Source organism: Pseudomonas sp. Marseille-Q7302 (genome assembly GCF_965111925.1).
Window position 1 is genome coordinate 4,321,727 of record NZ_CBCOPK010000001.1, and the last position, 25,623, is coordinate 4,347,349.

23 protein-coding genes and 1 riboswitch are annotated in these 25,623 nt (G+C 66.4%); of the genes, 5 read left to right on the plus strand and 18 right to left on the minus strand.

Annotation, left to right across the window (positions count from 1 at the left end; translation table 11 throughout):
- Positions 1 to 156: 156 nt before the first annotated feature.
- Genes pcaF through ACWPW1_RS20145 form a run of 3 tightly spaced genes read right to left on the minus strand, consistent with a single transcriptional unit; the run spans position 157 to position 3,005 of the window.
- Positions 157 to 1,371 (minus strand): 3-oxoadipyl-CoA thiolase, encoded by a 1,215-nt coding sequence (gene pcaF, locus ACWPW1_RS20135; protein ID WP_454253818.1) that lies wholly within the window; start codon positions 1,369 to 1,371, stop codon positions 157 to 159.
- The gene (locus ACWPW1_RS20140) at positions 1,368 to 2,153 is read right to left on the minus strand and encodes a CoA-transferase subunit beta (protein ID WP_454253819.1); all 786 of its coding nucleotides are present in this window, start codon (positions 2,151 to 2,153) and stop codon (positions 1,368 to 1,370) included. The genes pcaF and ACWPW1_RS20140 overlap by 4 nt, the downstream gene beginning before the upstream one ends.
- 3 nt (positions 2,154 to 2,156) lie before the next feature.
- Positions 2,157 to 3,005 (minus strand): CoA transferase subunit A, encoded by an 849-nt coding sequence (locus ACWPW1_RS20145; RefSeq protein ID WP_454253820.1) that lies wholly within the window; start codon positions 3,003 to 3,005, stop codon positions 2,157 to 2,159.
- A 207-nt stretch (positions 3,006 to 3,212) separates the two neighbouring features.
- On the opposite strand from ACWPW1_RS20145, the gene ACWPW1_RS20150 reads away from it, so the two are divergent.
- On the plus strand, positions 3,213 to 3,434 hold the full coding sequence (locus ACWPW1_RS20150) for a VF530 family protein (RefSeq protein ID WP_454253821.1): 222 nt from the start codon (positions 3,213 to 3,215) through the stop codon (positions 3,432 to 3,434).
- Positions 3,435 to 3,461: 27 nt separating this feature from the next.
- On the opposite strand, the gene ACWPW1_RS20155 is transcribed toward ACWPW1_RS20150, so the two are convergent.
- From ACWPW1_RS20155 to ACWPW1_RS20165, 3 genes are all read right to left on the minus strand, one after another.
- On the minus strand, positions 3,462 to 4,316 hold the full coding sequence (locus ACWPW1_RS20155) for an SPFH domain-containing protein (RefSeq protein ID WP_454253822.1): 855 nt from the start codon (positions 4,314 to 4,316) through the stop codon (positions 3,462 to 3,464).
- A gap of 27 nt (positions 4,317 to 4,343) precedes the next feature.
- Positions 4,344 to 4,787 (minus strand): NfeD family protein, encoded by a 444-nt coding sequence (locus ACWPW1_RS20160; protein WP_271653168.1) that lies wholly within the window; start codon positions 4,785 to 4,787, stop codon positions 4,344 to 4,346.
- 327 nt (positions 4,788 to 5,114) lie between these two features.
- Complete coding sequence (locus tag ACWPW1_RS20165) at positions 5,115 to 6,053, minus strand: class I SAM-dependent methyltransferase (protein WP_454253823.1); 939 nt, start codon at positions 6,051 to 6,053, stop codon at positions 5,115 to 5,117.
- A 246-nt stretch (positions 6,054 to 6,299) separates the two neighbouring features.
- On the opposite strand from ACWPW1_RS20165, the gene ACWPW1_RS20170 reads away from it, so the two are divergent.
- Positions 6,300 to 8,426 carry a TonB-dependent siderophore receptor gene (locus tag ACWPW1_RS20170; protein WP_454253824.1) on the plus strand — a complete coding sequence of 709 codons (2,127 nt, stop codon included), beginning with the start codon at positions 6,300 to 6,302 and terminating at the stop codon, positions 8,424 to 8,426.
- A 25-nt stretch (positions 8,427 to 8,451) separates the two neighbouring features.
- Here the strand turns inward: ACWPW1_RS20170 and ACWPW1_RS20175 are convergent, their stop codons facing one another.
- The 3 genes from ACWPW1_RS20175 to ACWPW1_RS20185 are packed head-to-tail and all read right to left on the minus strand — an operon-like array spanning position 8,452 to position 11,419.
- Positions 8,452 to 9,249, minus strand: coding sequence for an ABC transporter ATP-binding protein (locus tag ACWPW1_RS20175; protein WP_271653171.1), 798 nt, complete (start codon positions 9,247 to 9,249; stop codon positions 8,452 to 8,454).
- Positions 9,246 to 10,304 (minus strand): iron ABC transporter permease, encoded by a 1,059-nt coding sequence (locus tag ACWPW1_RS20180; RefSeq protein WP_313648195.1) that lies wholly within the window; start codon positions 10,302 to 10,304, stop codon positions 9,246 to 9,248. Before ACWPW1_RS20180 ends, ACWPW1_RS20175 begins: the two co-directional genes overlap by 4 nt.
- Positions 10,301 to 11,419, minus strand: coding sequence for an ABC transporter substrate-binding protein (locus ACWPW1_RS20185; protein ID WP_323149618.1), 1,119 nt, complete (start codon positions 11,417 to 11,419; stop codon positions 10,301 to 10,303). The genes ACWPW1_RS20180 and ACWPW1_RS20185 overlap by 4 nt, the downstream gene beginning before the upstream one ends.
- A gap of 267 nt (positions 11,420 to 11,686) precedes the next feature.
- Here ACWPW1_RS20185 and ACWPW1_RS20190 point away from each other — a divergent pair, with 267 nt between their 5' ends.
- The gene (locus ACWPW1_RS20190) at positions 11,687 to 12,349 is read left to right on the plus strand and encodes a peptidase M15 (RefSeq protein WP_454253825.1); all 663 of its coding nucleotides are present in this window, start codon (positions 11,687 to 11,689) and stop codon (positions 12,347 to 12,349) included.
- A 57-nt stretch (positions 12,350 to 12,406) separates the two neighbouring features.
- On the opposite strand, the gene ACWPW1_RS20195 is transcribed toward ACWPW1_RS20190, so the two are convergent.
- Positions 12,407 to 13,783: an MFS transporter gene (locus ACWPW1_RS20195; RefSeq protein ID WP_271653174.1), complete on the minus strand. Its 1,377-nt coding sequence runs from the start codon at positions 13,781 to 13,783 to the stop codon at positions 12,407 to 12,409.
- A 118-nt stretch (positions 13,784 to 13,901) separates the two neighbouring features.
- Positions 13,902 to 14,756, minus strand: a complete 855-nt coding sequence (locus ACWPW1_RS20200; protein ID WP_068383265.1) for an IclR family transcriptional regulator domain-containing protein — start codon at positions 14,754 to 14,756, stop codon at positions 13,902 to 13,904.
- Positions 14,757 to 14,898: 142 nt separating this feature from the next.
- Here ACWPW1_RS20200 and ACWPW1_RS20205 point away from each other — a divergent pair, with 142 nt between their 5' ends.
- A complete protein-coding gene (locus ACWPW1_RS20205) occupies positions 14,899 to 15,417 on the plus strand; it encodes an Mpo1 family 2-hydroxy fatty acid dioxygenase (RefSeq protein ID WP_454253826.1) in 519 nt (172 codons plus the stop codon).
- On the opposite strand, the gene ACWPW1_RS20210 is transcribed toward ACWPW1_RS20205, so the two are convergent.
- The 7 genes from ACWPW1_RS20210 to cobG all read right to left on the minus strand — a co-directional run bounded on the left by ACWPW1_RS20210 (position 15,402) and on the right by cobG (position 22,699).
- Positions 15,402 to 16,166 carry an ABC transporter ATP-binding protein gene (locus ACWPW1_RS20210; RefSeq protein WP_454253827.1) on the minus strand — a complete coding sequence of 255 codons (765 nt, stop codon included), beginning with the start codon at positions 16,164 to 16,166 and terminating at the stop codon, positions 15,402 to 15,404. The genes ACWPW1_RS20205 and ACWPW1_RS20210 overlap by 16 nt on opposite strands.
- A complete protein-coding gene (locus ACWPW1_RS20215) occupies positions 16,163 to 17,197 on the minus strand; it encodes a FecCD family ABC transporter permease (RefSeq protein ID WP_059316351.1) in 1,035 nt (344 codons plus the stop codon). The genes ACWPW1_RS20210 and ACWPW1_RS20215 overlap by 4 nt, the downstream gene beginning before the upstream one ends.
- Positions 17,194 to 18,210 (minus strand): ABC transporter substrate-binding protein, encoded by a 1,017-nt coding sequence (locus tag ACWPW1_RS20220; protein WP_454253828.1) that lies wholly within the window; start codon positions 18,208 to 18,210, stop codon positions 17,194 to 17,196. Before ACWPW1_RS20220 ends, ACWPW1_RS20215 begins: the two co-directional genes overlap by 4 nt.
- 31 nt (positions 18,211 to 18,241) lie before the next feature.
- Positions 18,242 to 18,389, minus strand: a riboswitch (cobalamin riboswitch).
- Between the two features lie 6 nt (positions 18,390 to 18,395).
- On the minus strand, positions 18,396 to 20,066 hold the full coding sequence (cobJ, locus tag ACWPW1_RS20225) for a precorrin-3B C(17)-methyltransferase (RefSeq protein WP_454253829.1): 1,671 nt from the start codon (positions 20,064 to 20,066) through the stop codon (positions 18,396 to 18,398).
- Positions 20,054 to 20,794 (minus strand): precorrin-2 C(20)-methyltransferase, encoded by a 741-nt coding sequence (locus ACWPW1_RS20230; RefSeq protein ID WP_454253830.1) that lies wholly within the window; start codon positions 20,792 to 20,794, stop codon positions 20,054 to 20,056. Before ACWPW1_RS20230 ends, cobJ begins: the two co-directional genes overlap by 13 nt.
- Entirely contained in the window at positions 20,794 to 21,420 is a 627-nt protein-coding gene (locus tag ACWPW1_RS20235; protein WP_454253831.1) for a precorrin-8X methylmutase, read from the minus strand. Before ACWPW1_RS20235 ends, ACWPW1_RS20230 begins: the two co-directional genes overlap by 1 nt.
- Positions 21,413 to 22,699, minus strand: coding sequence for a precorrin-3B synthase (cobG, locus tag ACWPW1_RS20240; protein WP_454253832.1), 1,287 nt, complete (start codon positions 22,697 to 22,699; stop codon positions 21,413 to 21,415). The genes ACWPW1_RS20235 and cobG overlap by 8 nt, the downstream gene beginning before the upstream one ends.
- A 1,114-nt stretch (positions 22,700 to 23,813) precedes the next feature.
- On the opposite strand from cobG, the gene ltrA reads away from it, so the two are divergent.
- Positions 23,814 to 25,547 (plus strand): group II intron reverse transcriptase/maturase, encoded by a 1,734-nt coding sequence (gene ltrA, locus ACWPW1_RS20245; protein WP_454253833.1) that lies wholly within the window; start codon positions 23,814 to 23,816, stop codon positions 25,545 to 25,547.
- Positions 25,548 to 25,623 lie beyond the last annotated feature (76 nt).

Below are 25,623 nucleotides of genomic sequence, written 5' to 3' on the forward strand. Positions count from 1 at the left end.
GCATGAGGTGAATGAGATTTGGTGGTTTGCTCAAGCACGGCCTCTACGATCGGCCCCGAGAATCGCGGCCATGGGCCGCTCCTACACGTGCCGTACCTGTAGGAGCGGCCGCATCGGCGGACCGCCATGGCCGCGATTTGCCTCAGCGCCAAAGCCTCAGATACCGTCCACCCGCTCCACCGCCAGCGCCAACCCTTGGCCGACGCCCACGCACATGGTGGCGAGCCCCAGGCGGCCGCCGGTCTTTTCCAAGTGGTGCACCGCAGTGAGCACCAGGCGGTTGCCGCTCATGCCCAGGGGATGACCCAGGGCGATGGCGCCGCCATTGGGATTGACCTTGGGGCTGTCGTCGGCCACGCCCAGTTCGCGCAGGACGGCGATGCCCTGGGCGGCGAAGGCTTCGTTGAGTTCGATGACGTCGAAGGCGTCGATGGACAGGTCAAGCTGCTTCAGCAGCTTGCGTACTGCCGGAGTCGGACCGACCCCCATGATGCGCGGCGCTACCCCGCCGCTGGCCATGCCCAGTACCCGGGCGCGGGGCGTGAGGCCATGCTTCTTCACGGCTTCTGCCGAGGCCAGGATGATGGCCGAGGCGCCGTCATTGAGCCCGGAGGCGTTGCCCGCGGTCACGGTCCGGTCCGGGCCGTTGACCGGTTTGAGCTTGGCCAGGCCTTCGGCAGTGGTGTCCGGACGCGGATGTTCGTCCCGCTCCACCACCACGTCACCCTTCTTGCCCTTGATCGTCACCGGGACGATTTCCTCGGCGTAGTAGCCGGATTCCTGGGCCGCCGCAGCACGCTGCTGGCTGCGCAGGCCGAAGGCGTCCTGGTCGGCGCGGCTGACACCATAGTCGGCGGCGACGTTGTCACCGGTGACCGGCATGCTGTCCACCCCATAGGCCTCCTTCATCGCCGGGTTGATGAAGCGCCAGCCCAGGGTGGTGTCTTCCAGCTTCTGGCCACGGCCGAAGGCGCTGTCGGCCTTGCCCATGACATAGGGCGCCCGGGTCATGGATTCCACCCCGGCGGCGATCACCAGCTCCATCTCGCCCAGGGCGATGGCACGATAGGCCTGGCCTACCGCTTCCATGCCCGAGGCGCAGAGGCGATTGAGGGTCACGCCCGGCACCGTTTCCGGTAGCCCCGACAGCAAGACCGCCATGCGCGCCACGTTGCGGTTGTCCTCACCGGCCTGGTTGGCGCAGCCCATGAACACCTCGTCCACCGCCGTCCAGTCCACCTGGGGATTGCGCTCCTGCAGCGCCTTGAGCGGAATGGCCGCCAGGTCGTCGGCGCGCACCGCCGAGAGACCGCCGTTGAGACGGCCGATGGGGGTACGGATGGCATCGCAGATATAGACGGGGCGACTCATTCCTCAGCTCCTTTCTGGCCGCCGTGGGCAGCATTGGTCCGGGCCTGCAGATCACGCAGGGCGTCGAGTTCGGTCGCGGTCGGCGCCGCAGTGGTGGCGATCTGGTCGGCGAAACGGATGGCCCAGCCAGTGGCGGCCACCACCTGCTCGCGGGTCACCCCGGGATGCAGGGCGGTCACCACGAATTCGTGGGTGCCGGCCTCCGGCTCCATGATGCAGAGGTCGGTGATGATGGCGGTCGGGCCCTTGCCCGGCAGGCCCAGCTGCTGGCGGTGATCGCCACCCTCGCCGAAGCCCACCGAGGTGATGAAGGCCAGCTTGTCGACGAAGCTGCGGTGCGACTGCTTGAGGATGATCAGCACCTCCTTGGCCGAGCCGGCGATTTCCGGGGCGCCGCCAGCGCCAGGCAGGCGTACCTTGGGCTGGTGGTAGTCACCGATCACCGTGGTGTTGATGTTGCCGAAGCGGTCGACCTGGGCCGCGCCCAGAAAGCCCACGTCGATGCGTCCGCCCTGCAGCCAGTAGCGGAAGATCTCGCCGGTGGGCACCACGGTGTCGGCGGTCTCGGCCAGCTCGCCGTCGCCGATGGACAGCGGCAGCACCGAGGGCTTGGCACCGATGGGCCCGGATTCGTAGATCAGCACCACGTCCGGCGCATGGGTCAGGCGCGCCAGGTTGGCGGCGGTGGACGGCAGGCCGATGCCGACGAAGCAGACGCTGCCATTGCCGAGGCGGCGCGCGGCGGCCACGGTCATCATTTCATTGGTGGTGAAGTCGCTCATGATTCAGGCCTCCGCAGCCAGCTTCGCCTGGAAGGCGGCGAAGTCCGCGGTACCGCGGATGTAGGTGTCGATCCACTGGGTAAAGGTGTCGCGGTCGCGGGCGATCGGATCCCAGGCCTGGTAGAAGCGGTTGTCCCGCTCGTAATAGCCGTGGGCATAGGACGGATGTGCCCCACCCGGCACCACGCAGACGGCGCTGAGCGCCCAGGTCGGCAGTACACAGGCGTTCATCGGCGCCTGGAGGTCGTCGACGAGCTCTTCCACGGTGACGATGCAGCGCTGGGCGGCCAGGGCCGCTTCCTTCTGCACACCGAGGATGCCCTGGATCAGCACGTTGCCCTGGCGGTCGGCCTTCTGCGCATGGATGACGGTGACGTCCGGGCGCACGCTGGGCACCGCGGCGAGCTGCTCGCCGGTGAAGGGGCAGGCGATGGTCTTGATGTCCGGATTGACCTTGGCCAGGTCCGAGCCCTGGTAGCCGCGCAGAACGGCGAAGGGCAGGTTGGAGGCGCCGGCGACATAGGCGTTGGCCAGGGCCGCGTGGCTGTGCTCGGAAATCTCCAGCTTGTGCGGCCAGCCTTTTTCCACCGCATCGCGCAGCCGGTGCAGGGAGCCGACCCCGGGGTTGCCGCCCCAGGAGAAGATCAGCCGCCTGGCACAGCCGGCACCGATCAGCAGGTCATAGACCAGGTCGGGGGTCATGCGCACCAGGGTCAGGTCGCGCCGATTCTGGCGGATCAGCTCGTGGGCGGCGGCGGTCGGAATGAGATGGGTGAAGCCTTCGAGGGCGACGGTCTCGCCATCGTGGACGAAGCGCTGGATGGCTTCGCTCAGGGACAGGATCTGGGCCATGGATTGTCGACTCGCGTCTTTGTTGTCGGCGCCGCCCGGTGCGGCGGTCTGGAGTCAGACTACAAAGCCCCATCCGCGCAAACAATCCGATAATCGACTAACAGTTCGATTATCGAACAGCATCGTTCTGTGGACTGTCGACTGCTTCGACGCGCAGCGAGCTGTTGCAGCGGCTACACTGCCCTCCCCTCATCCAGAGCCCAACCGATGTCCGACAAGCCCCGCGCCTCCCTCGAAGGCATCACCCTCGAAGCCTTGCTTACCCGCCTCGTGGAGCATCACGGCTGGGAAGAACTCGGCCGCCGCATTCCGCTGCGCTGCTTCACCCATGAACCCAGTATCAAATCCAGCCTGACCTTCCTGCGCCGCACGCCCTGGGCGCGGGAAAAGGTCGAGCAGCTCTATCGGCGCCTGCCCAGGCAGGGCTGAGGCGTATCCCTGCGAACAGCCGTCGGACTAGGGCTTGGTCCCCAGCAACCCGCGCAGTGTCTGTTGGATATCGGCCGGCAAGACCACTGTCTTGGCGTTGTCGCTGGTGGCCAGCTTTTCCATGGCATTGATGTAGCGCTCGCCCAGCAGGTAGAGCACCGGGGTTGGCTCGCTGCCCACGGCTTCGGAGATCTTGCTCAGGGCGGCGGCGGAGGCTTGCGCCAGGGTCACCTGGGCCACGCTGTCGCGCTTGGCCGCCTCCAAACGGGCATCGGCCTCCAGGATGGCGGCCTGCTTGGCGCCCTCGGCGCGGGTCACCACCGCCTTGCGCTCCCGCTCGGCTGCCGCCTGCATTTCCATCGCCGCCTGCATCGACGGGGTCGGCTTGAGCTCCTGCACCTCCACCGCCTTGACGGTGATGCCCCAGTCCACGGTCTGCTCGGCCATGCTGATCCGCAACCGTGCCTTGATCTCGTCCCGCGAGGACAGCGCCTGGTCCAGCTCCATCTCGCCGATGATGGCCCGCAACGAGGTCATCGCCAGGCTGGTGATGGCCTGGGCGTAGTCTTCGACGCCGTAAGCCGCCTTGGCCGGATCGACGATCTTGGCGAAACACAGGGCATTGGCCAGGATCACCGCGTTGTCACGGGTGATCACCTCCTGTTGCTGCACATCGAGGATCAAATCCTTGGTGCTGAGGCGGTAGCTGACCTGATCCATGTAGGGGATAAGGAAATTCAGCCCGGGCTTGAGGGTGGTGCGGTACTTGCCCAGGCGCTCGACGATCCATTCCTGCCCCTGGGGCACCAGCCGTACGCCCTTGGCGACGGTGACGACGATGAAGACCAGCAATAGCAGGGCGACGATAAGGCTGACACTCATGGCGTTTGTCTCTAGAGGTGGAAGACGTCAGGATTGACGAGCGACCTTGACCAGGTTGCCTTCGAAGGCAAGCAGCCGCACGCGCTCGCCGGCCGCGATCTCGGCATCGGCCAGGCAAGGCCATTCGTCACTGCCAAGGATGGGTTTCTGGAAGCGTACGCGCCCGCGGGCAAAGGGGCCGACCGCTGCGACCAGCAGGCCGATCTCGCCCAGATGGGCGTCGGCGCTCCAGTCCTCGCCCGGCTTGCTGCGGCCCTTGCCATAGCGAAACCAGAGAAACACCGCCGCGAGCGAAGCCAGACTCCAGACCAGCAGCTGCCAGGCCAGTGCCAGAGTCGGCAGTGCCAGCAGCAGCACACCGACCAACAGGGCGCCCAGACCGAACCAGATCAGGAAAAAGGCCGGCACCACCAATTCGCTCAGCACCAGGCCGACGCCCAGCACCAGCCAGTACCACCATTGCACGTCCATTGCCGCTCCTTCCAGCTAACGCCACAGCATGGACCCTGGCGCGCCCCGCCGCCACCAGGGCCTCCGAGCGGTACGCATCGATCGATAAAGCGGAAGATCGCCCCGGACAGAACGTATGTAGGTTGGCGCTGAGACGGCATCATCGTCGAAGCCCAACAGGCCTGGATTCGGCACCACGGGCACCGTTGGGCTTCGCTGCGCTCAGCGCCAACCTACGGGCGGGTTCCGTAGGTTGGGCTGAGACGGCTTCATCGTCGAAGCCCAACAAACCAGGGTCGAGCGTGAGCACCGTCGGGCTTCGCGGGGCTCAGCGCCAACCTACGGGGTTCATCCTTGCTGGAACACCAACACCTTGAGGCCGCCTTCGGGGTCCTCGTCGGCGAATTCCGGCGGATTGGCCAAGCGCTCGACGAAGGTCAGTCCCGGTGCTTCCTGGGCCATGCCGGCGATGAGGAAGTCCGCCTCCACACCCGGGTCGTTGACGCAGGCCAGCACCCGCCCACCAGGGGTGAGCAGCTCCGGCAACCGACGCAGGATGCGCGCATAGTCCTTGGTCAGGGCGAAGCTGCCCTGCTGGAAGCTGGGCGGGTCGACGATCACCAGGTCGTAGGGCCCGAGCTTGCGCACCTTGCCCCAGGACTTGAACAGCTCGTGGCCGAGAAAGCTGACCTTGCCCAGGTCGTGGCCATTGAGACGGTGATTCTCGCGGCCGCGGGTCAGGGGCCCGCGGGCCATGTCCAGATTGACCACCTGGGCGGCGTCGCCGGCCAGGGCCGCTACGGAGAAACCACAGGTGTAGGCGAACAGGTTGAGGATCCGCAGCCCGGCGGCCTGCTCGCGTACCCAGCGCCGGCCCAGGCGCATGTCGAGGAACAGCCCCATGTTCTGGTGACGGGTGAGGTCCAGGCCGAACTTCAATCCCTCTTCATGGATGACGTGCTCGCCCACCGGCGCGCCGATCAGCGCCTCGCTGGCGGCATCCAGCCGATAACGATGCTGCAGGAGCAGGCTCTGGGCACCGCTGGCGCGCCACGTCGGGTTCTCGCCCAAGGCCGCCAGGGTCGTGCGTAGGGCGTCCAGCTCGGCCGCAGGCAGCTCGCGGAACAGGCCCACCCGCACCACGCCTTCCAGCCAGTCGACGGTGAGCTGCTCCAGCCCCGGTAACAACCGGCCGCGGCCATGCACCAAGCGGCGCGCCTCGGCGGGTGGCGATGCGAGGGCGGCGAGAAGCAGATCGGTAAGGCTGGCGAGCGTAGCGGTATTCATGGGCGATCACGGCGCGGTAAAAGAGCGGCATGCTACGCCAAAAGCGTCGCCATCGCTTCTCGGGCAGGCCATCAGGCGCGCCCCGTATCCGCCTTTTCTGGCTCAGCACCCGCCACCCGATTCACGAGAGGCCCAAGCGAATCGACAAGGCTGATGAAAATCTGTCTCAGGCGGTAACGACTCGCAGTTGTGTCCCCTTTGCAAGGCGCTCTAGAATCCGCCTCCCCGAACTCCAGGACGATAACAATGCGCCGGCTGGTCCCTGCTTTCTATCTGCTGCCTTTCTGTGCCCTTCCCCTCGCTGGTCATGCCCAGGAGGCAGCGGAAGATACCCCCCAAGCCCTGTCCGACCTCACCATCGTTGGCTCGGCCGAATCACCCACCGGGCCAGTACAGGGCTACAAGGCAGAGCGCTCCAGCAGTGCGACCCGCACCGATACCCCGCTGCACGAGACGCCCCAGTCGGTGAGCGTGGTCTCCCGCGAGGCCATCGACGACCTTTCCGCCACCCGCCTGCAGCAGGCGCTGGACCAGGCCGGCGGCGTCGGCCGTGGCAACAACTTCGGCGGCCAGGGCCTGACCAGCTACACGGTGCGCGGCTTCACCAGCTCCGAGTATTTCCGCAACGGCTTCCCCATGAACCGCGGCTACCCCAGCGCGCCGGATGCCGCCACCCTGGAGCGGGTCGAGGTCCTGCGCGGCCCCGCCGCGACCCTCTATGGCCGCAGTGATCCGGGCGGCACCTTCAACGTGGTCACCAAGCAACCGCTGGGCGAGCGCAAGACCACCCTTGGCAGCCAGTTCACCGACCAGGGCCAGAAACGCGGCACCCTGGACACCACCGGCCCGGTGGACGAGGACGGCCGCCTGGCCTATCGCCTCAACCTGATCGCCGAGGGCGGCGACACCTTCCGCGACGACGTGCACACCGAGCGCTACGAAGTCGCCCCGGTGCTGAGCTGGCAGGCCACTGACGCCACCCTCATCACCTTCGAGGCGGACATCATCCGCAGCAACGCCCCGCTGGATCGCGGCCGCACCAACTACCTGACCCAGCGCGCCGAGGCCAGTCGCTCCACCAATGCCTGGGAAAAGGGCACCACCAACCTGCTGCACAGCGACAGCGAGGCCTATCAGCTGCGCTTCGAGCACCAGTTGAACGACGCCTGGACCCTGGCCGGCGGCTTCCAGTACCTCGACGGCAGCCTCAAGGGCAATGCCGTGGAAGCCAACGGCGTGCAGGCCGACGGCGTGACCCTCGGCCGCAATTTCAACTACCGCAAGCTGGAGTGGACCGATCGCGACCTGCAGCTGAACCTGACCGGTCGCTTCGACACCTTTGGCCTCGGTCATACCCTGATCACCGGGGTCGAGGTGGAAGACTACGACTATCAGTCGATCATCCAGCGCTCCCCCGGCGGCACCGATGTCTATGCGGTCAATCTGGTCAATCCGGTCCTCGGCCAGCCGCGTCCGGCCCTGACCCGTACGCCGACCCATGACCACGAGACGCTCAAGACCTGGGCCGCCTTCGTGCAGGACCAGATCGCCCTCACCGAGCGCTTCAAGGTGCTGGGTGGCGTGCGCCTGGAGCGCTTCGAGCACGACTACGATAACTTCGTCGCCGGCGGCAAGAGCTGGAGCAACGCCGACAACGCCGTCACCCCGCGCCTGGGCGTCAGCTACGACCTCACCCCGGAACTGGCTCTGTACGCCAGCGCCTCCAAGTCGTTCAAGCCCAACACCGGCGCGGCGCGCCTGGGCGGCGGTTTCGATCCCGAGGAAGGCAAGGCCTACGAAGTGGGCATGAAGTGGGCGGCGCTGGATGGCCGTCTCAGTGTCGACACGGCGATCTTCCATACGGTCAAGGAAAACGTCCTGACCCTGGACCCCGTCGACCCGGCCTTCAACGTCGCCGCCGGCGAGGTGCGCAGCCGCGGTTTCGAACTCAACGTGACCGGCGACCTGACACCCAACTGGCGCATCCTCGGCGGCTATGCCTTCACCGATGCCGAGGTCACCAAGGACAACACCCTGGCCCGCGGCACGCGCCTGACCAACATCCCGCGCAATGCCGTCAACCTGCTCAACGTCTACGAATTCCACGAAGGCAGGCTGCGCGGCCTGGGGCTCGGCGCCAACCTCAAGTACGTGGGTGAGCGCGAAGGCCAGAAGACCGCCGTCAGCGACTACAGCATGGACAGCTACACCGTCACCGACCTGTTGAGCTTCTACAAGGTCGACGAACACCTGCGGCTGAACCTGGACGTGCGCAACGTCTTCAACAAGGGCTACGACGAGAGCTCCTGGAACGCCTACAGCTATCCGGGCGAGCCGCGTACGGTGCAGGCCGGCTTCACCTACACCTTCTGACGCCCCACCCTCTGCAGCCCTGCGGTCAGGCCTCGCTGAAGGCCTGGCCGGTCAGCGGCTGGACTACCGGACGGCCCTGGCGGTCCTGCAGGATGTCCACCGCCACGCCGTAGGTGGCCTCCAGCAGGTCGGCGGTGACGATGGCGGCGGGCCGGCCGGCGGCCAGCAGACCACCGTCGACCAGCACCAGCAGCGAATCGGCGTACTGGCAGGCCAGGTTGAGATCGTGCAGCACCACCACGGTCACCTGATTGTGCAATCGGGTCTCGTGGCGCACGCGATCGAGCAGGTTGATCTGGTGACGCAGATCCAGGGCGCTGACCGGTTCGTCCAGCAGCATCACCTCGGGTTCACGCATCAGCACCTGGGCGAAGAACACCAGCTGCCGCTGACCGCCACTCAGGGCGCCCAACTGGCGCGAGGCCAGGTGCCCGATGCCCACTTCGTCGAGCTTGCCCAGCGCCCGTTCCAGCAGCTCATCGTCCAGGTGCAGGGTCAGCCGTTCCAGGCTGCCCATGGCCACCGTCTCCAGCACCGACAGCGCCGCCTCGGCATGGGAATCCTGGGGCATATAGGCCACGCCCTGGCGCCAGCCCTCGCGCTGAGCGCGGAGCGAAGTACCCGCCACCAGCCGCCTTTCCCCGCGCTCGATATGACCCGCCGCCAGCGGCAGGTCTCCAGCCAGGGCGCGCAGCAGGGTGGTCTTGCCGGTGCCATTGGGGCCGAGAATCACATGGACCTGGCCGGGATGCAGCTCGGTGCTGAGCCCGGAGATCACGGTACGGTCGCCGCGCTTCAGCGCGAGGTCATGGAGGCGGATCATAGGCTGGGCCTGCGCGGGGCGAAGATGAGCCAGAGCAGGAAGGGCACCCCGACGATGGCGGTGACGATGCCCACCGGAAACAGCGCCCCGGGCAGGATCGACTTGGACAGCACCGAGGCGAAGGACAGCATCAGGGCGCCGCAGATGGCCGACAGCGGCAAGAGGAAGCGCTGATCCTCGCCCACCTGCCAGCGGGCGATATGGGGTGCGACCAGGCCGACGAAGCCGATCACCCCGACGAAGCTGGTGGCCGTGGCGGTCATCACCGCCACCAGGATCAGCACCTTGAGGCGCAGGCGGCGGATGTCCACGCCCAGGCTCTCGGCACGCGCCTCGCCCAGGCGCAGGGCGGCCAGTTTCCAGGCATCGCGCAAGAGCAGGATGCAGCACAGCAGGGTCACCCCGGCGACGATGGCCAGGGTAGTCCAGGTGGCGCGGCCAAGGCTGCCGAACAGCCAGAAGAGGATCTGCTGCGAGAGCTCCGGCGACGAAAGGAACTGCACCAGCGACAGCAAGGACTGGAACAGGAACAGCAGGGCGATGCCCCCGAGGATGATGGTGTCGCTGCCGGTGCGCTTGAGCGAGGCCAGAGCGAAGAGAAACAGCGCCGCCAGCATGGCGAAGACGAAGGCGCCCAACGGTACCCCGATCAGCGCGCCCAGGCCGAAGCTGCCCAGCGCCAGGCTGAGGGCGGCGCCACAGCCCGCGGCGGCGGCCATACCCAGGGTATAGGGGCTGGCCATGGGGTTGTTGAGCAGCGTCTGCATCTGCGCTCCGCCGGCGCCGAGGGCGGCGCCCACTGCCAGGGCCATCAGGGCGATGGGCAGGCGCAGGTCGCGGACGATGGCGTCGGTCATCGGCTGGCGCTCACCCAGGCCGGTCAGGGACTTGAGCACCTCCAGCGGCGAAAGAAGCGAAGGACCGGTGGCGATGTCCAGCACCAGACCCGCCAGGGTCAGGGCCAGGAACACCCCGCAGGCACGCCAGCGACGACGTTCGCGGGCGCGCTGCTCGGCGATGGCGTCCGCGTGGCTGGAGAGCGAAGAGGTGCTCATGGGTTCAGGCCTATGGCGAAGGTGCCCTGGGGCTGGATCGGCATGTAGCGGCGGTAGTACTCGCGATAGTTGGCCATCGGATCCACGTCCTGGAACAGATCCGGATAGAGCTGCTTGGCGATGAACTGCAGCATGGCGAAGTCCTCCAGGCTGCGCGAGGCACCCTGGTAGACGCCATAGAGACGACCGTCGCGGATGGCCGGCAGATTGCTCCAGCCCGGCCGCTGCATGAAGGCGCGCAGGTGACTGCGGGCATCGTCGGCGCTGACGCCGGGGCCCATGGGCAAGGCAGTGGGATTGCTGTTGTCCTCACGCCCGGAGATGAAGATGACCTCCGGCTGGGCCATGAGCACCTGCTCCGGATTCATCACTCCCCACCACTGGATGAAGGGCGCGGCGATGTTGTCACCGCCGGCCAGGGTCACCATGGCGCCCCACATGTTGCGGCCATAGGTGAAGGAGTACTCGGCCGGGCCCTTGTTGCCGAACTCGGCATAGACTCGCGGCCGCGGGCGATGGGCCGCCGCGATACGGGTCTGGATGTCTTCCACCACCTTGGCGTAGAAATTGGCCAGTTCGGTGGCCCGTGCCTCCTGGCCGGTGATGATGCCGAGCAAGCGGGTGGAGGCCAGATGGCGTTCCAGGGTCTGGGCGTTGTAGTCGATCGCCACCACCGGGATGCCGAGCTGTTCGAGGCGCTTGACCTCGCTGTCCAGCGCCTGGAGCTGCCAGGCGGCCAGCACCACCAGATCCGGCTTGAGGGCGAGCACCTTCTCGACGGAAAAACTATTGTTTTCCGTTTCCCCCACATCGGGAAGGGTGGCCAGGGATGGCCGGTGGGCGACGTTGAGCGCCCAGTTGGCCGGCACCTTGCGCTCCCAGGCGCCGCGGGAAACACCGACCACGGCGTCGAAGGCATGCTCGCCCCCAACCGCCAGGTAGTCGCCATAGTGGAAGCCCAGCACCACGCGCTTGGCTGGCGCCTCGATAGTCACCGTGCGCCCGAGGACATCGGTGACCTGGCGGGTCTCGGCGAAAGCCGGAGCAATCAGAAAGCAAGCGATAAGCGTTACCAGCCGGACAGCCCACTGCCCGCTGCGAGCGAAACCTTTCATGGAACCCCTTGGACATCTGCACCCGCTCTAGACGGATGACTGCGGCGCATGCAAAGGGTGCAACTTTACGCGGTGGCAGCGCCTGCGCCTAGCCAGAGAGGGAATGGCGCTCAAATCCTGAATAGCAATAACGCAGCGCCTGAGATGTAGCGCCAATATCAAAGGCTTATGCTGTTCCACAGTTACCGTACGTCTACCAGCAAACCAGAGCCTAGACTGGTGACGGCTAGGAAACCCAAAGTGAATTGGCCTATTCAAGGACGAGCAGTGAAAACACCCAACTCGGTTAAAGCCCTCGAAGAATTTGGACGGAAACGGCTATCCCAGCACTTCTTCATGCGCGACTTCCTTTACTCCGAAATCAGTCAAGTCGAAGGCATACCCAACGTACCTGAGCGACCGGATCTAGCCATCGAGGCGGGTACCCAGTTGTGCGAACGACTGCTGGAGCCCTTGCAGGCGCGCTTCGGCCGGATCGCTATCCGTTCGGGATATCGCAGCGCGGCAGTCAATGCCAAGGGGGCGGAGAAAGGCAACCAGTACAACTGCGCCAGCAACGAGGCGAACGCTGCTCATCACATCTGGGACCTGCCGGATACGGACGGTTACCTGGGCGCCAGTGTGTGCATCGTGGTGCCGGCACTGCTAAAGGGCTTTGAGCAAGAAGAAAGTCCTTGGTACAAGGACTGGACGCCCCTCGCCTGGTGGATCCATGACCACCTGCCCTATAGCTCGCAAGAGTGGTTTCCCAAGCTCGCCGCTTTCAATCTGGGCTGGCGGGCGAATCCACAGGTAAGGCCATCCATTCGCACCTATGCCGCAAATCCTCATACAGGCGATCGCAAGGCGCTGGTCAAAGACGGCGTGCCTACTCTGTCACCTGCAGACCGACACGCCCGGGTAGAGGCTTGGCTAGAAAGCCTGGATTAAGCTCACTCTGGCGCTAGGCCCTGCGGCTAGCCTAGCGCCTAACCACTTTATTGCGCTTCAGGTCGCGTCGGCATGACTGACCACCCCCTTGATCAGCACCGCCAGGGCGGCGAGACCGGCCGGCAGGAGCAGCGCGGTGAGCACCTGGGTGAAGGTCCAGCCCAGGCCCAGCAGGGTCGCGCCCATCCAGGCACCGGTGATGGCGCCGAAGCGGCCGATGCCGAGCATCCAGGACACCCCGGTGGCGCGGCCATGGGTTGGGTAGTAGCGCGCTGCCAGCGACGGCATGGCCGACTGGGCACCGTTGATGCACATGCCGGCCACCAGCACCAGGGTGGCCACCAGGGCGACCTGGCCCAGGCTCTGGCCGACGCAGTAGGCGAAGATCCCGGCCAGGGCATAGAACAGGCCGATGACCTTGTGCGGGTTGAACCTGTCCATGGCCCAGCCGACGAACACCGCGCTGAGTACCCCGCCGAACTGGAACAGCGCGCCGATCAGGGCGGCCTGCTCCAGGCTGGCACCGGCGTCGCGCATCAGCGTCGGCAGCCAGCTGGTGAGCAGATAGACGATCACCAGGCCCATGAAATAGGTCAGCCACAGCAGCAGGGTGCCGGCGCTGTAGCTGCGGTTGAAAATCACCGCGAAGACGTTGCCGGTCTTGACCGACTTTTGCTCGGGCACCATGAAGTGCCGTGCTTCGGCGGCTTCGCGACCGATGGGCGCCAGTACCCGGCGGATGCGCTCGGCGCTCTTGCCGTGCACCACCAGGTAGCGCGCCGATTCCGGCAGCCAGAGCAGCAGCACCACGGCCAGCGCCAGGGGCAGTACCCCGCCCAGCACCAGCAGGCTGTGCCAGCCATAGGCCGGGATCATCCAGGCCGAGACGAAGCCGCCGCCGGCCATGCCCAGGTTGAAGCCGCAGAACATGCTGGTCACCAGCAGCGACTTGAGGCGTTCCGGGGTGTACTCCGAGAGCAGCGTGGTGGCGTTGGGCATGGCGGCGCCGAGGCCCAACCCGGTGAGGAATCTCAGGATCACCAGCTGTTCGAGGTTGGCGCTGAAGGCCGACAGCAGGCTGAAGCCGCCAAAGAGGAAGGTGGCGACCACCAGCACGCCCTTGCGGCCGAAGCGGTCGGCCAGCGGACCGGAGCCCAGGGCGCCAAAGACCATGCCACCCAGGGCGGCGCTCATCACCGGGCCGAGGCTGGCCCGCGGAATGCCCCACTCCACCGACAGCGCCGGGGCGATGAAACCCATGGCAGCGGTGTCCAGGCCATCGAGGAAGACGATCAGAAAGCACAGGGCGACGATGCGCCACTGGTAGGCGGACAGTGCCTGGCGATTGATGAACTGCTGGACGTCCAGGGTGCCGGCTGTCGCCGTGGCCGGATGGTCGGCCAGGGGCACGGCGCCTGCGAGGGTTTGCGTCATGGTGGTCTGCTCGTGTTGTTGTTATCGGCGTAGTGCGCCACTGCGCCGACGTTAAGCCCAACCCCGAACAGCTGACAATTCGATTATCGGAGACATGGCCGATAATCGACCGGATTCGCTAGTGAAACAGCCGAGTACTCAATTCCTGGCTGGCTGCCAGCAGCACCGGCAGGAACCGCGTCTCCAGCTCCTGGCGGCTGACCCGGCTGGCGTGGGTGCCGACGTTGAGTGCCGCCAGTACCTGGCCAGCGGCGTCGCGCAAGGGTACCGCCAGGGACCTCAGGCCCACTTCCAGTTCCTGGTCGACGATCACGTAGCCCTGCTGACGTACCTGGCCCAGGCACTCGATGAGCGCCGGTGGCTGGTAGAGGGTGCGGCTGGTCTTGGCCTGCAGATCGGCGTGCTCCAGATAGTCGTGCAGCGCCGCATCGTCAAGGGCGGCGAGCAGGATGCGGCCCATGGAGGTGCAATAGGCCGGCAGCCGGCTGCCGACGCTGAGGTCCACCGAGATCAGCCGCTGCGGCGTGGCCGAGCGGGCGATGTAGAGGATCTCGTCGCCCTCCAGGGTGGCCATGGAGCAGGCTTCATGCAGCTGCTCGCTCAGGCGGTCGAGCACCGGCTGGGCGGTGACCGCCAGCGGCGTGGACGACAGATAGGCGTGCCCCAGGGTCAGCACCTTGGGCAGCAGCGAATAGGTGCGACCGTCGGTGGTGACGTAGCCGAGCTTCATCAGGGTGTGCAGGCAGCGGCGCACGGCGGCGCGAGGGATCTCGGTGCGATGGCTGATCTGGGCGATGGTCAGCTGGCGCTTGCGTTCCTGGAAGGCATGGATGACCGCGAGGCCGCGGGCCAGGGAGGTCATGAAATTCGGGTCGCCGGTAAAGGCTTCGATGCGCTTGGCTGGTGAGGCGATGATGGGCGGCGCGGCCAGCGGCGGCAGGCCCGTGGCGTGAGCGGTGCGGTTATCGTCCATCGAACCGGTCCTCGGCAGGCTTTTGATCGATTATCGAGCGAGGGGGCGATTATCGCAATCGCATTTCTTCTCGCCCCCGCAGACGAAAGCGCTCGTCCAGAGGCATGCTGAGGCTTCACGCCAGCCGCCTGGATGCCTGTCGATGAAAACCCTGGAAGATCATCTCAGCCACTACGCAAGCTACCACCGCGATCCGCGCAACATCGCCAGCCACTTCCCCGGCATCCTGCTGATCATGCTGGCGGTGGCCATCCTGCTGTCCCGCCCCGTATTCACGCTCGCTGGCTGGCCACTGTCCCCTGCACTGCCGGTCGCTGGCGCGGTGGCGATCTTCTATCTGCGCCTGGATCGGCCGCTGGGGCTGCTGATGAGCGGCCTGCTCGGTCTTGCCATTTGGCTGGGTGCCGCGCTGGCAGCCCAGGCCACGGGCGTCTGGCTGACCTGGGGGCTGGGTCTGTTCCTGGTCGGCTGGGCGATCCAGTTCGTCGGCCACCACTACGAGGGACGCAAGCCGGCCTTTTTCGACGATATCGCCGGCCTAGCCATCGGCCCGCTGTTCATCGTCGCGGAACTGGTGTTCCTGCTGGGCGGGCGCCCGGCGCTGCGGCGGGTGATCGAAGAGCGGGCCGGCCCGGTGCGGCGGCGTCAGGCCAGTCGATAGCGGATCGTCGGCCGATCATCGGGGCCGTCCAGCGCCACCTGCGCCCTTACCCCCCAGACCTGCTGGATCAGCTCGGCCGTCAGCACCTCGGCAGGCGCGCCTTCGGCCACCAGCTGGCCGTCTTTGAGCACCGCCAGGCGGTCGCAGAACAACGCGGCGAGGTTCAGGTCGTGGATGGCCAGCACGCAGGTGGCCGGCAGCCGGCGCACCAGGTCGAGGATCTCCAGCTGGTGCTGGATATCGAGGTGGTTGGTGGGTTCGTCCAGCAGGAGTTCGCTGGGTTGCTGGGCCAGGGCGCGAGCGATCTGGGCGCGCTGGCGTTCGCCACCGGAGAGGCTGTGCCAGCGGCGGGCAGCCTTGTCGACCAGGCCTACCTGGGCCAGGGCCCGCTGGCAGACCTCGGCATCGCGGGCGCTCCAGGCATCGAGCAGGCCCCGATGGGGCGTACGGCCCAGGCGCACCACCTCGGCTACCGAGAGATCAGCTTCGGTACCGGCCTGCTGCTCCACCAGGGCTACCCGGCGCGCCAGGTCGCGCCGGCGCAGGTCCTGCAGGGGCGTCTCGTCGAGGCTGACCCTGCCCTCCTCCGGCCGGCGCAGCCCGGCCAGCAGCCGCAGCAGGCTGGACTTGCCCGAGCCGTTGGGGCCGAGCAGCCCGAGCACCCCACCGGGCGGTACCGCCAGCGTGACCCCGCGGAGGATCGGCTGGCCGCCGGCGCTCCAGGCGACGTCGCGCGCGGCGAGACTCATCGGACCTCCCGTGCGCGATAGAGGATGAAGGCGAAGGCCGGCGCGCCGACCAGGGCGGTGACCACGCCGATGGGCAGGGTCTGCTTGGCCACCAGGGTACGGGCGACGATGTCGGCCAGCACCATGAACAGGGCGCCGATCAGGGCGCAGGTCGGCAGCAGGCGCCCATGCCCCGGACCGACCAGAAAGCGCGCCACATGGGGGATCACCAGGCCGACGAAGCCCACCGCGCCCACCAGGCTAACCAGGCAGGCGGTGATCAGGCCGGTGACCGCCAGCAACAGGAGACGCAGCGGTCCCACTGCCACGCCAAGGCTGGCGGCGGCGTCTTCGCCAAAGGCGAAGGCATCCAACGCCCGGGCACAGGCCAGGCACACCAGCAGCCCGGCGAGCACCACCCCGGCGGCCAGCCAGACGTCTGGCCAGCGCACCCCGGCCAGGCTGCCGAGCAGCCAGAACATGACGCTGCGCGCCTGCTCGGCATTGGCTGCGGTGGCAACGATATAGGCGGTCAGGGCATTGAACAGCTGGGAAGCGGCCACTCCGGCGAGGATGATGCGGGTGCTGCCACCGCCGCCCAGAAACGGCAACACCACGGCGAAGGCCAGCACCGCGCCGAGAAAGGCGCCGAGCGAGACCCCGAGCACCCCGCCGCCGACGCCCAGCAGCATTACCAGCACCGCGCCGGTGGAGGCCCCCGCCGAAAGCCCCAGCACATAGGGTTCGGCCAGGGCGTTGCGCAACAGCGCCTGGAGAATGGCGCCGGAGACCGCCAGGCCCGCGCCACAGCAGGCCGCCACCAGGGCACGACTGAGGCGGTACTCCCAGACGATGCCCTGGACAATGCGCTCCACCGGATAGGGCCCCAGGCCGAGGCCGTTGGCGATGGCCTGCAGGCTGGTCAGGGGCGCGATCGGCATCTCGCCGAAGGACGCCGCCAGCACCACGCTCGCCGCCAGCGCCAGCACGGCGGCCAGGCCCAGCAGCCAGCGCCAGGGCCGGGCCCCTTCGGCTGCCAGGGGCAGGCTCATGGTTGCGGCTTGGCTAGGTCGGCGGCCAGGGTCTCGACGCTGTCCACCACCCGCAACGAGGGATTGAGGGTCGGGGCGTCCACCACCAGCAGGTGGTTCTCGCGCACGGCGCGCAATTCGCGGGTCAGGGGGTCGCTGCGCAGGAAGGCCAGCTTCTTGTCGACGTCATCGGCAGGATAGAGACGGCGGTCCATGCGCGCCACGACGATATAGTCAGGGTCCAGACTGGCGATGCGCTCCCAGCTCACCGCCGGCCATTCCTCGGCGCTGTCGACCACGTTGCGCAGGCCCAAGGCGCGGGCGATCCAAGCGGGTGCGCCCAGGTTGCCAGCGACCCAGGGATCGCCTTCCAGGCGTGGACTGGAAAACCAGAACAGCACCGAACGCCCCTGGACCCCGGCCGCCTTGGCCTGCTCGCCAGCGGCGGCGATGCGGTGATCCAGCTCGGCAACCAACTGCTTGCCAACCGGCTGCACATCGAGAATGGCCGCCAGTTCCTGGGCCTCGCGGGTCACCAGGTTCATGTCGAAGGGCGCGCTGCGGCTGCCGTCGCTGTTGGAATCAGCGGTCACCGCCTTGCCCTCGCAATCGCTGGGCGCCACATAAGCGGCGATACCCAGCTTGGCGAAGCGGGGGAAGTCCGCCACCTCGCCGCCGGGTCCGACGTGATAGGTGTACTGCGCCGCCACCAGGTCCGGCCGGGTACCGACCACGGCTTCGAAGCTGGGAGCGTTGTCGGCCAGGCGCGGAATGCCCTTGCCCTCCTCCTGCAGGTCTTTCGGCAGGCCGCCGAACCAGACCCCGGTACCCACCAGGCGCGAGCCCACGCCCAGGCGCAAGAGCAACTCGGTACTGGCCTGGCCCAGACTGACCAGGCGCTGGGGCGCGCGCTCGAAGACCAGGTCACGGCCGCAGTTGTGGATGGTCAGCGGATAGGTCGTGGCGGCCTGGGCGCTAAGGGCGGAAACGGATAGCAGGCCGGCGGCGAGCAGCGGTGAAAGACGGCGAAGCATGGACTCTCCTTGGGATGACGCGTCCCTTGTGGATGATGGATGTCCCCTGGCGAGGTCTGGCTCGCTTCTTACGAAGCTCACAGTGGCGCGACCGCGCCGGACTCTCACCGGCTTCCCGCCAGGGAATAGGAAGGGTCGCCGAGGGTGGGCCAGCGACGACCAGGATTCAAGCATTAAATGTTACTTTATAACAATTCCGGATCATACCAGCGCGGCGTATAGACCCATTCGCCGCCATCGGCCCGCGGAAAGCGCCGGGTATGGCTGGAGCCGAGGATCACCAGGGTGCGTGAATCCACCATGTCGCTGCGCAGGGCGCCGAGGCTGGTGTATTCGAGCCCCCCGCCGGGACGGCCGACATCGCGGCCGAGGATCACCGGGGTGGTCGCCGAACGGCAGCTGCGCAGCACGTCCAGCGCGCGCTCCAGCTGGTGCGGGCGAGCCTTGGAGATGGGGTTGTAGAAGGCCATGGCCAGGTCCGCTGCCGCGGCCTGGCGCAGGCGCTGCTCGATCACCGCCCAGGGCTTGAGGTTGTCGGACAGGGAGATCAGGCAGAAGTCGTGGCCCAGGGGCGCCCCGGCCAGGGCAGCGCTGGCCATGGCCGCGGTGATGCCCGGCAGGATCTCCAGCTCCACCGCCGCCCAGCGCGGATCATCGGCGCCTTCCAGCACCTCCAGCACCGCGGCGGCCATGGCGAAGACACCCGGATCGCCGGACGACACCATGACTACCTGGCGCCCGCTGGCAGCCAGCTCGAAGGCATGGCGGGCACGCTGCAATTCTTCACGGTTGTCGCTGGCGTGGGCCAGCTGGTCCGGACGCAAGGGACCGGCCATTTGCACGTAGGTGGCGTAGCCGAGTACGTCCTGGGCCTGGTCCAGAGCGCGGCGCACCACCGGTGCCATGAGCTCGGCCGCGCCCGGGCCGAGGCCCACCACGCTGAGGCGGCCACGGCGCTGGCCGAGGTTCTCGGCGTCCAGGGGCCGGTCATGCAGGTGCAGGGCGATGCCCCGCTCCTGGGCCCGTTCCACCGTCGTCAGGGCGAAGTCCGGCGTGTTGGCGTCGACGAATCTCAACGGCACATCCAGCGCCTGGCTGAGCTCGACCAGGCCGGGCGCGGCCATGTCTTCCGCCCGCGCCAGCAGCACCGCCACGGCACCTGGCGCATAGCCGGTGCTGGCAAGCAGTTCGGTGACGGCGGCGGCGCTGGCATCGGCGCGTACCGCCACCAGCACGGCGCGGGGATGGATGAGCAGGGTGTGGTCATCGGCACTGGCCAGCGGCGAGACCAGGATGCGCTGGTGCGCAGCGGGGTCGCGGGCCAGGGGCACCTCATCCAGCCAGGGCGCCTCGCCTTCGATGCGTACCGGGGCGCCGGCCAGCAGATCGGCCACCCGGTGCTTGGCCACGTCGACGTCGGCCAGGGCATAGCCGGCCGGTGGATCGAGCAGGCAGGTGCCGAATCTCAGCTCACCACTGGTGGTGATGGCCGGGACCACGTCCAGCAAGGTACCCAGCTGGCGAGCCAGGCGATTGGCGCCGGCCAGGCCGCCCAACAGCGGCACCACGGCGCTGCCGTCCTCGGCCACCGCCAGTACCGGCGGCTCGGCGGTCTTGTCGTCCAGTAGGGGCGCCAGGGTGCGGATGACGATGCCGGCGGCGCAGAGCACCAGCAGCGGCCGCTGCTGGCGATAGAGGTCGCGCAGATGGTCGCCGAAAGCGGTGTAGGTCACGTCGCCCTTGACCCGCCCGGCCAGGCCGTGCACCAGGCTGCCCGGCAGGCCAGCCTGCAGGCGGCGGGCAGTGGCCAGGGCGCCGGGGCCGAGGATGACGATGGCCGGGCTCAACCCTTCCATTTCACCCCCGGTACCACCACCAGCGAGAAATACGGCGAGGCCATGGGGTCGACCTCGTCCAGCGCGACGATGCGCTGGTTGTCCATGGTGGCGCGTTCGATGTAGCGGGCGCGCTCGTCCAGGCCCAGGTCGCGCAACACCTGGCGCACCTTCTCGAAGTTGCGCCCGAGCTTCATCACCACGGCGGCGTCGGCGCTCGCGAGACGTGCCTTGAGCTCCTCGGCGGAGAGCACCCCGGAGAGCACCGTGAGGGTCTGGTTGCGATAGACCAGCGGCAGGCCGAGCATGGCGACACCGCCGAGCATGGAGCAGACCCCCGGCACCACCTGGGCCTCGTAGCGCTCGGCCAGGCGGTCGTGCAGGTACATGTAGGAGCCGTAGAAGAAGGGATCGCCTTCACAGATCACCGCCACGTCACGGCCGGCGTCCAGATGGTCGGCCACCTGGGCGGCGGCGGTGTCGTAGAAGTCGGCAATCACCGTCTCGTAGGACAGCGGCGGCGCCAGCTTCTCGGTGGTCACCGGATAGACCAGCGGCAGGCGTTGCTGGCCGTCCAGCAGATAGCCCTCGATGACGCCATAGGCATTGCCGCCCTGGCCCGCGTTGGCCTTGGCCTTGGCGACGAAATAGGCCACCACCGGCGCGCCCTGCAGGAGGCGCAGGGCCTTCAGGGTGATGAGTTCCGGATCGCCGGGGCCGACGCCCAGGCCGAGCAGGCGGCCGGCCATCACTCCACCTCCGTGGCCAGGGCATTGACCGCTGCCGCGGCCATGGCACTCCCGCCACGTCGGCCGCGCACGATGACGTAGGGCACGCCGCGACTGTCGGCGGCCAGGGCGTCCTTGGACTCCATGGCGCCGACGAAGCCCACCGGCATGCCGAGGATCAGCGCCGGCCTGGGCGCCCCGGCGTCGAGCATCTCCAGCAGATAGAACAGCGCCGTGGGGGCGTTGCCGATCACCACCACGCTGCCGGCCAGGTGCGGCCGCCAGCGCTCCAGGGCCACCGCCGAGCGGGTGTTGCCCTGGGCCACGGCCAGTTCGCGGATGCCCTCGTCGTGCAGGGTGCAGATCACCTGATTGGCGGCCGGCAGCCGGGTGCGGGTGACGCCCTCGGCGACCATGCGCGCATCGCAGAGGATGGGCGCGCCGGCCGCCAGGGCCGCGCGACCGGCCGCGCCGGCGCCCGGGGAAAAGGCCAGGTCCTGGACCACGTCGACCATGCCGCAGGCGTGGATCACCCGCACGGCGAGCTTTTCCAGGTCGGCGGGGATGGCCGAGAGATCGGCCTCGGCGCGGATGGTGGCGAAGGATTGGCGATAGATCGCCTGGCCGTCGCGTTCGTATTCAAGCATCACTAGGACTCCGGGCCAGCCAGGCGGCGGCCTCGTCGAGGGACAGATGGGTGGCGCGCCGTCGGCCCGGGCCGGGCTGGGTAGCGTCGCGCACGAAGAGGTCATAGCGGCCGGAGGCCACGGCCAGCAGGGTATGGGGGGCCTGTCCGGCCAGGGCGCAACTGCGCGGGCAGCCGGAGAGGTGTACCTCCACGCCTGCCGGCAGCCGCTCGGCCAGGCGCAGGGCGTCGCCCTTGGTATCGGCCTGGCCCTTGGCACAGCCTTGGCTGCCGGTACAGGCGATCAGCCGGGCCAGGGGCGCGGCGGGGTCGGTGGTCAGGTCCAGGGTGCCCAAGGCCGCGAGCAGGTCCGGCGCCGTGCCGACCGGCACATCGGGTAGCAGCAGGCCCTGCCAGGGCGTCAGGTGCAGTTCGCCATTGCCGTGGTGCTCGGCGAGTTCGGCGACCGCTGCCAGGGTCATGGCCGGCAGCCGCCCCAACGCGGGCTGGGCACCGACCCAGCAGAGGCCCGCCTGGCGCTGCGGATGACTGCCCAGGCGCCGCGCCGTTGCCGCTGGCGAACGAGGGGTAGCCGGAGCCGGCAGCAGGTCCAGTCCAGCCAGTAGCTCCGCAACCGGATGCTGCGCCAGCAGCTGGCGCATGCGGCTCTGCTCAGGGCCGGCGAGGTCGAGAAAACGGTGCAGCAGGGCTGCCACCGCCGCCCTCTCGCGCCCCGTGGGGATCAGGCCCAGCGGCGCATCCAGCGGGGTACCGGCCAGACCGAGGAGATAGCCTTCGGCGTGGGCCGACAGCCAGACGTCATGGGCATGGTCGAGCCGTGCCAGGGCCTCGCCGCCGTCCAGTTGCAGGGCGAACTTGGGCGACAGGCCATGCAGGCGGCGATCGCCTTCCAGCAGCGCGAGCAGTTCGGCGGCCAGGGGACGGACGTCCCGCCGTTGCTGCGGATCGCGGCCCGCGGCGGGGCTGAGCAGCACGTTGCGCACGTCGTCGGCGGCTGGATCGCTTGGGCCCAGACCGGCGGCCTGCAGCGCGGCCACCAGGGCGTTGGCGCCGTCCGGGCGCACGCCACGCAATTGCAGGTTGGCTCTGTTGGTCAGTTCCAGCACACCGCTCGCCCAGCGCTGGCTGGCCGCGGCGATGGCCCGCGCCTGGATCGCCGTGAGGCGTCCGCCCGGCAACTTCACCCGGCACAGGCCGCCATCGCGGGCGGGCACGATGCGCAGCAATCCCGGACAGGCCGAAGGCCGCGGGACGAGGGCGGAAGGAGACGGAGGATTCACGGCGGAAGGTCGGGCTGGACGGGGAAAGAGGCTATTATGCCCGCTTTGGTGCGACACGTATGCTCGTGTTGTGCTTGGTCGACCAGCTTAGTCTTGGCGCCGAAACCCTTGTTCTACAGGGGTTTGAAGCCTAAATAAAGCACGAGAGCCGGCTCTGCCGCGCCTGATTCGACCCACTTGTGGGGACAATGCGATCCCTGCTTGCCAGGGTAAGTACGTCTCAAATTTGGCCATTTTTTGGCTATAAATTGATCAATCAGACGTAACAGAGAGCAGTTTCCACCAAGGAAATTGTATCTAAACGTAACAAGACTCCCTGCGGGTGATTTGACCCCGCAAGGGGTCAATCCATCTTTGGGATGCCTTGGTATCATTTGGCCCATGCCAACGTCGTGAGACGTTAGGGTATCTCGTCCAAGCACGGAGCAACCGCTCCGCTGTGCATTGCTCAACTTCGCTGACATAGGAAGTACCGAGCCTGGCATGTACCTGCCAGTTCACTACATCGGCATGCGTCGGGGGCCAACCCTGGGGTGTGAAGCCCGATCGACAATGTCCTATCCCGTAAGGGACACGCTTGACTGGCAACAGCTTCGTGAAGCTTCCGAACTGCACGGAAGCTTAGGGCTAGTGACCCAACCCGTATGGTTAACGCATGTGAACCGTTGCTAGACCCCTCGTAAGCATAACTGGGCCTACGGCAGTTAATAGGCCCTGGCCAAAATCGGCAAAGCAGTCTGGCGCTCGTTGTCAAAGCTAACGACGCGGTACCACTACGACTGTCGGGGGAGAGACGGAACCTAACCGGGGAATCGATGCACAGCGGGGAACGTGGCAATCCCGACCACCCGCCTAACCAGCAACATCGGAAGGCAGGCAATCCGCAAGGAAAGCTGTTGGGTGTGGGGAATGGGAGGGTGCAAAAAGCGAATGGCTGTCTGTAATGGGCGGCATATCGGTTGAAACATCATCGACAGGGGCAACCCTGGCTGACGTGCACCTGGTTTACGGGCGCATGATCTAGTGCTGATTTCCAGCGAAACGACCCTAGGGGTGACTTCAACCCCTAGGGGGAGAAGTCCGTCCCGAAGGTTACTGACCTGAGGAGGACTGTATGAATACGCAACCAGCAACATCGGTTTCGTCTGCGTCTCCTGACGGCGTGAAGGGCTGGCACGATCTCGATTGGGCCAAGATCCAAATCTCCGTTCGGAAAACGCAGTTGAAGATTGCGCAGGCAACAATGGCCGGTGACTGGCGTAGGGTTAAACGCCTACAACGGTTACTGACCCATTCGTTTTATGGTCGCTGTTTGGCTGTAAGACGGGTGACTGAAAACCGGGGTCGCAAGACTCCGGGCGTTGATGGAGAAACCTGGGGGACGCCTCCAGCCAAGCTCTACGCCGCGAAGCGTCTATCGGAGAAACGAGGCTATCGGCCCAAACCGCTAAAGAGGGTTTGGATACCGAAGCCAGGGAAGAAGGAAAAGCGCCCGCTAGGTATACCGACGATGTTTGATCGGGCCATGCAAGCGCTCTACCTGTCAGCCCTGGAACCCGTCATCGAAAGCACCAGCGACCCGAAAAGTTTCGGCTTCCGGCCGGATCGCTCGACCGCTGATGCGATGGTTGAAATCTTTCAGTTAATGTCGAGAGACGACTCACCTATGTGGGTTCTGGAAGGTGACATCAAGGGGTTCTTCGACAACATCAATCACGAGTGGCTGTGCCAGAACGTCCCTATGGACAAGAAGGTACTGCGGCTGTGGTTGAAGGCCGGGGTAATTGACCGGCGACACTTCATGGCTACGGAGGCCGGGACGCCACAAGGCGGGATTATTTCGCCCTGTTTGGCTAACGCCACCCTTAACGGCTTGGAGATGCAGCTCAAAGGCCATCTGGCCAGAAAGCTAGCGGGTACCGACGCCGATACGCCCAGAGTGCATGTGGTGCGATACGCGGACGACTTCATCATCACAGCAGCTACCAAAGAGCTGTTGACTGACGAGGTCATACCTTGGGTCGAGCAATTCCTGTCAGTACGAGGGGTGAGCTTGTCCGAAGAGAAAACGCAGATAACCCACATCCTTCAGGGCTTCGATTTCCTAGGGTGGAATTTCAGGAAGTACGTCCCGAAGTCGCCTTACCGCCGGACCAAGCTATTCATCAAGCCCTCGAAAAAGAACATCTCAACGTTCTATCGCAAGGTTAGAGAAATAGTAAAAACCAGCGGGGCATTGACTCAGGAAGAGCTAATCGGACGCCTGAATCCGGTGCTGAAAGGGTGGGCTCAATACCACTCTCCAGCCGTAGCAAAGAAAGCCTTCAGCCGGTTAGACAGCTTGATCGTCTGGTTGCTGCGAAGGTGGGCGAAGCGCCGTCATCCGAAGAAGCAAGCTAATTGGTGCCGGAATAAATACTTCCACTCCATAGGCAAGCGAAATTGGGTTTTTGCGCATCCCTACAGAGGTAAGAAGGGTGAACGCAAGTTCTGCCAGCTATACCAGCTAGCGGACACTGAGATAAGGCGACAACCGCGGCTATCGGGTGGGTACCATCCATACGATGCGAAACACGAAGAGAAATGGGAAAAACTAAGAGTTCGACGAATGCAGCACAAACTGCATTTCAGAAAACAAATCCTGTATCTCTTCACGCGGCAGAAAGGACTCTGCGCCTTATGTGGTCACGCGGTAAATAAGGAAACTGGCTGGGACGACCATCACGTCATTCGACGGGTGGACGGCGGCAAGGACACCCTGAAAAATCGCGTGCTCATACACCCTAACTGCCACTCGCTGGTGCATAGCCAGCGGCAACAGGTAACCCTGAGATATAGCGGTCTATGATGTTAGGATCGCACGTCACAGTTGCCGGCCAGCCTATGGCTGGTTTTTCGTAAGCTTGAGCCGTGTGCTGCGAAAG

Coding starts and splice junctions, on each gene's coding strand:
- pcaF (WP_454253818.1), bottom strand. CDS start 1,371: ATGAGTCGCCCCGTCTATATCTGCGATGCCATCCGTACCCCCATCGGC.
- ACWPW1_RS20140 (WP_454253819.1), bottom strand. CDS start 2,153: ATGAGCGACTTCACCACCAATGAAATGATGACCGTGGCCGCCGCGCGC.
- ACWPW1_RS20145 (WP_454253820.1), bottom strand. CDS start 3,005: ATGGCCCAGATCCTGTCCCTGAGCGAAGCCATCCAGCGCTTCGTCCAC.
- ACWPW1_RS20150 (WP_454253821.1), top strand. CDS start 3,213: ATGTCCGACAAGCCCCGCGCCTCCCTCGAAGGCATCACCCTCGAAGCC.
- ACWPW1_RS20155 (WP_454253822.1), bottom strand. CDS start 4,316: ATGAGTGTCAGCCTTATCGTCGCCCTGCTATTGCTGGTCTTCATCGTC.
- ACWPW1_RS20160 (WP_271653168.1), bottom strand. CDS start 4,787: ATGGACGTGCAATGGTGGTACTGGCTGGTGCTGGGCGTCGGCCTGGTG.
- ACWPW1_RS20165 (WP_454253823.1), bottom strand. CDS start 6,053: ATGAATACCGCTACGCTCGCCAGCCTTACCGATCTGCTTCTCGCCGCC.
- ACWPW1_RS20170 (WP_454253824.1), top strand. CDS start 6,300: ATGCGCCGGCTGGTCCCTGCTTTCTATCTGCTGCCTTTCTGTGCCCTT.
- ACWPW1_RS20175 (WP_271653171.1), bottom strand. CDS start 9,249: ATGATCCGCCTCCATGACCTCGCGCTGAAGCGCGGCGACCGTACCGTG.
- ACWPW1_RS20180 (WP_313648195.1), bottom strand. CDS start 10,304: ATGAGCACCTCTTCGCTCTCCAGCCACGCGGACGCCATCGCCGAGCAG.
- ACWPW1_RS20185 (WP_323149618.1), bottom strand. CDS start 11,419: ATGAAAGGTTTCGCTCGCAGCGGGCAGTGGGCTGTCCGGCTGGTAACG.
- ACWPW1_RS20195 (WP_271653174.1), bottom strand. CDS start 13,783: ATGACGCAAACCCTCGCAGGCGCCGTGCCCCTGGCCGACCATCCGGCC.
- ACWPW1_RS20200 (WP_068383265.1), bottom strand. CDS start 14,756: ATGGACGATAACCGCACCGCTCACGCCACGGGCCTGCCGCCGCTGGCC.
- ACWPW1_RS20205 (WP_454253826.1), top strand. CDS start 14,899: ATGAAAACCCTGGAAGATCATCTCAGCCACTACGCAAGCTACCACCGC.
- ACWPW1_RS20210 (WP_454253827.1), bottom strand. CDS start 16,166: ATGAGTCTCGCCGCGCGCGACGTCGCCTGGAGCGCCGGCGGCCAGCCG.
- ACWPW1_RS20215 (WP_059316351.1), bottom strand. CDS start 17,197: ATGAGCCTGCCCCTGGCAGCCGAAGGGGCCCGGCCCTGGCGCTGGCTG.
- ACWPW1_RS20220 (WP_454253828.1), bottom strand. CDS start 18,210: ATGCTTCGCCGTCTTTCACCGCTGCTCGCCGCCGGCCTGCTATCCGTT.
- cobJ (WP_454253829.1), bottom strand. CDS start 20,066: ATGGAAGGGTTGAGCCCGGCCATCGTCATCCTCGGCCCCGGCGCCCTG.
- ACWPW1_RS20230 (WP_454253830.1), bottom strand. CDS start 20,794: ATGGCCGGCCGCCTGCTCGGCCTGGGCGTCGGCCCCGGCGATCCGGAA.
- ACWPW1_RS20235 (WP_454253831.1), bottom strand. CDS start 21,420: ATGCTTGAATACGAACGCGACGGCCAGGCGATCTATCGCCAATCCTTC.
- ltrA (WP_454253833.1), top strand. CDS start 23,814: ATGAATACGCAACCAGCAACATCGGTTTCGTCTGCGTCTCCTGACGGC.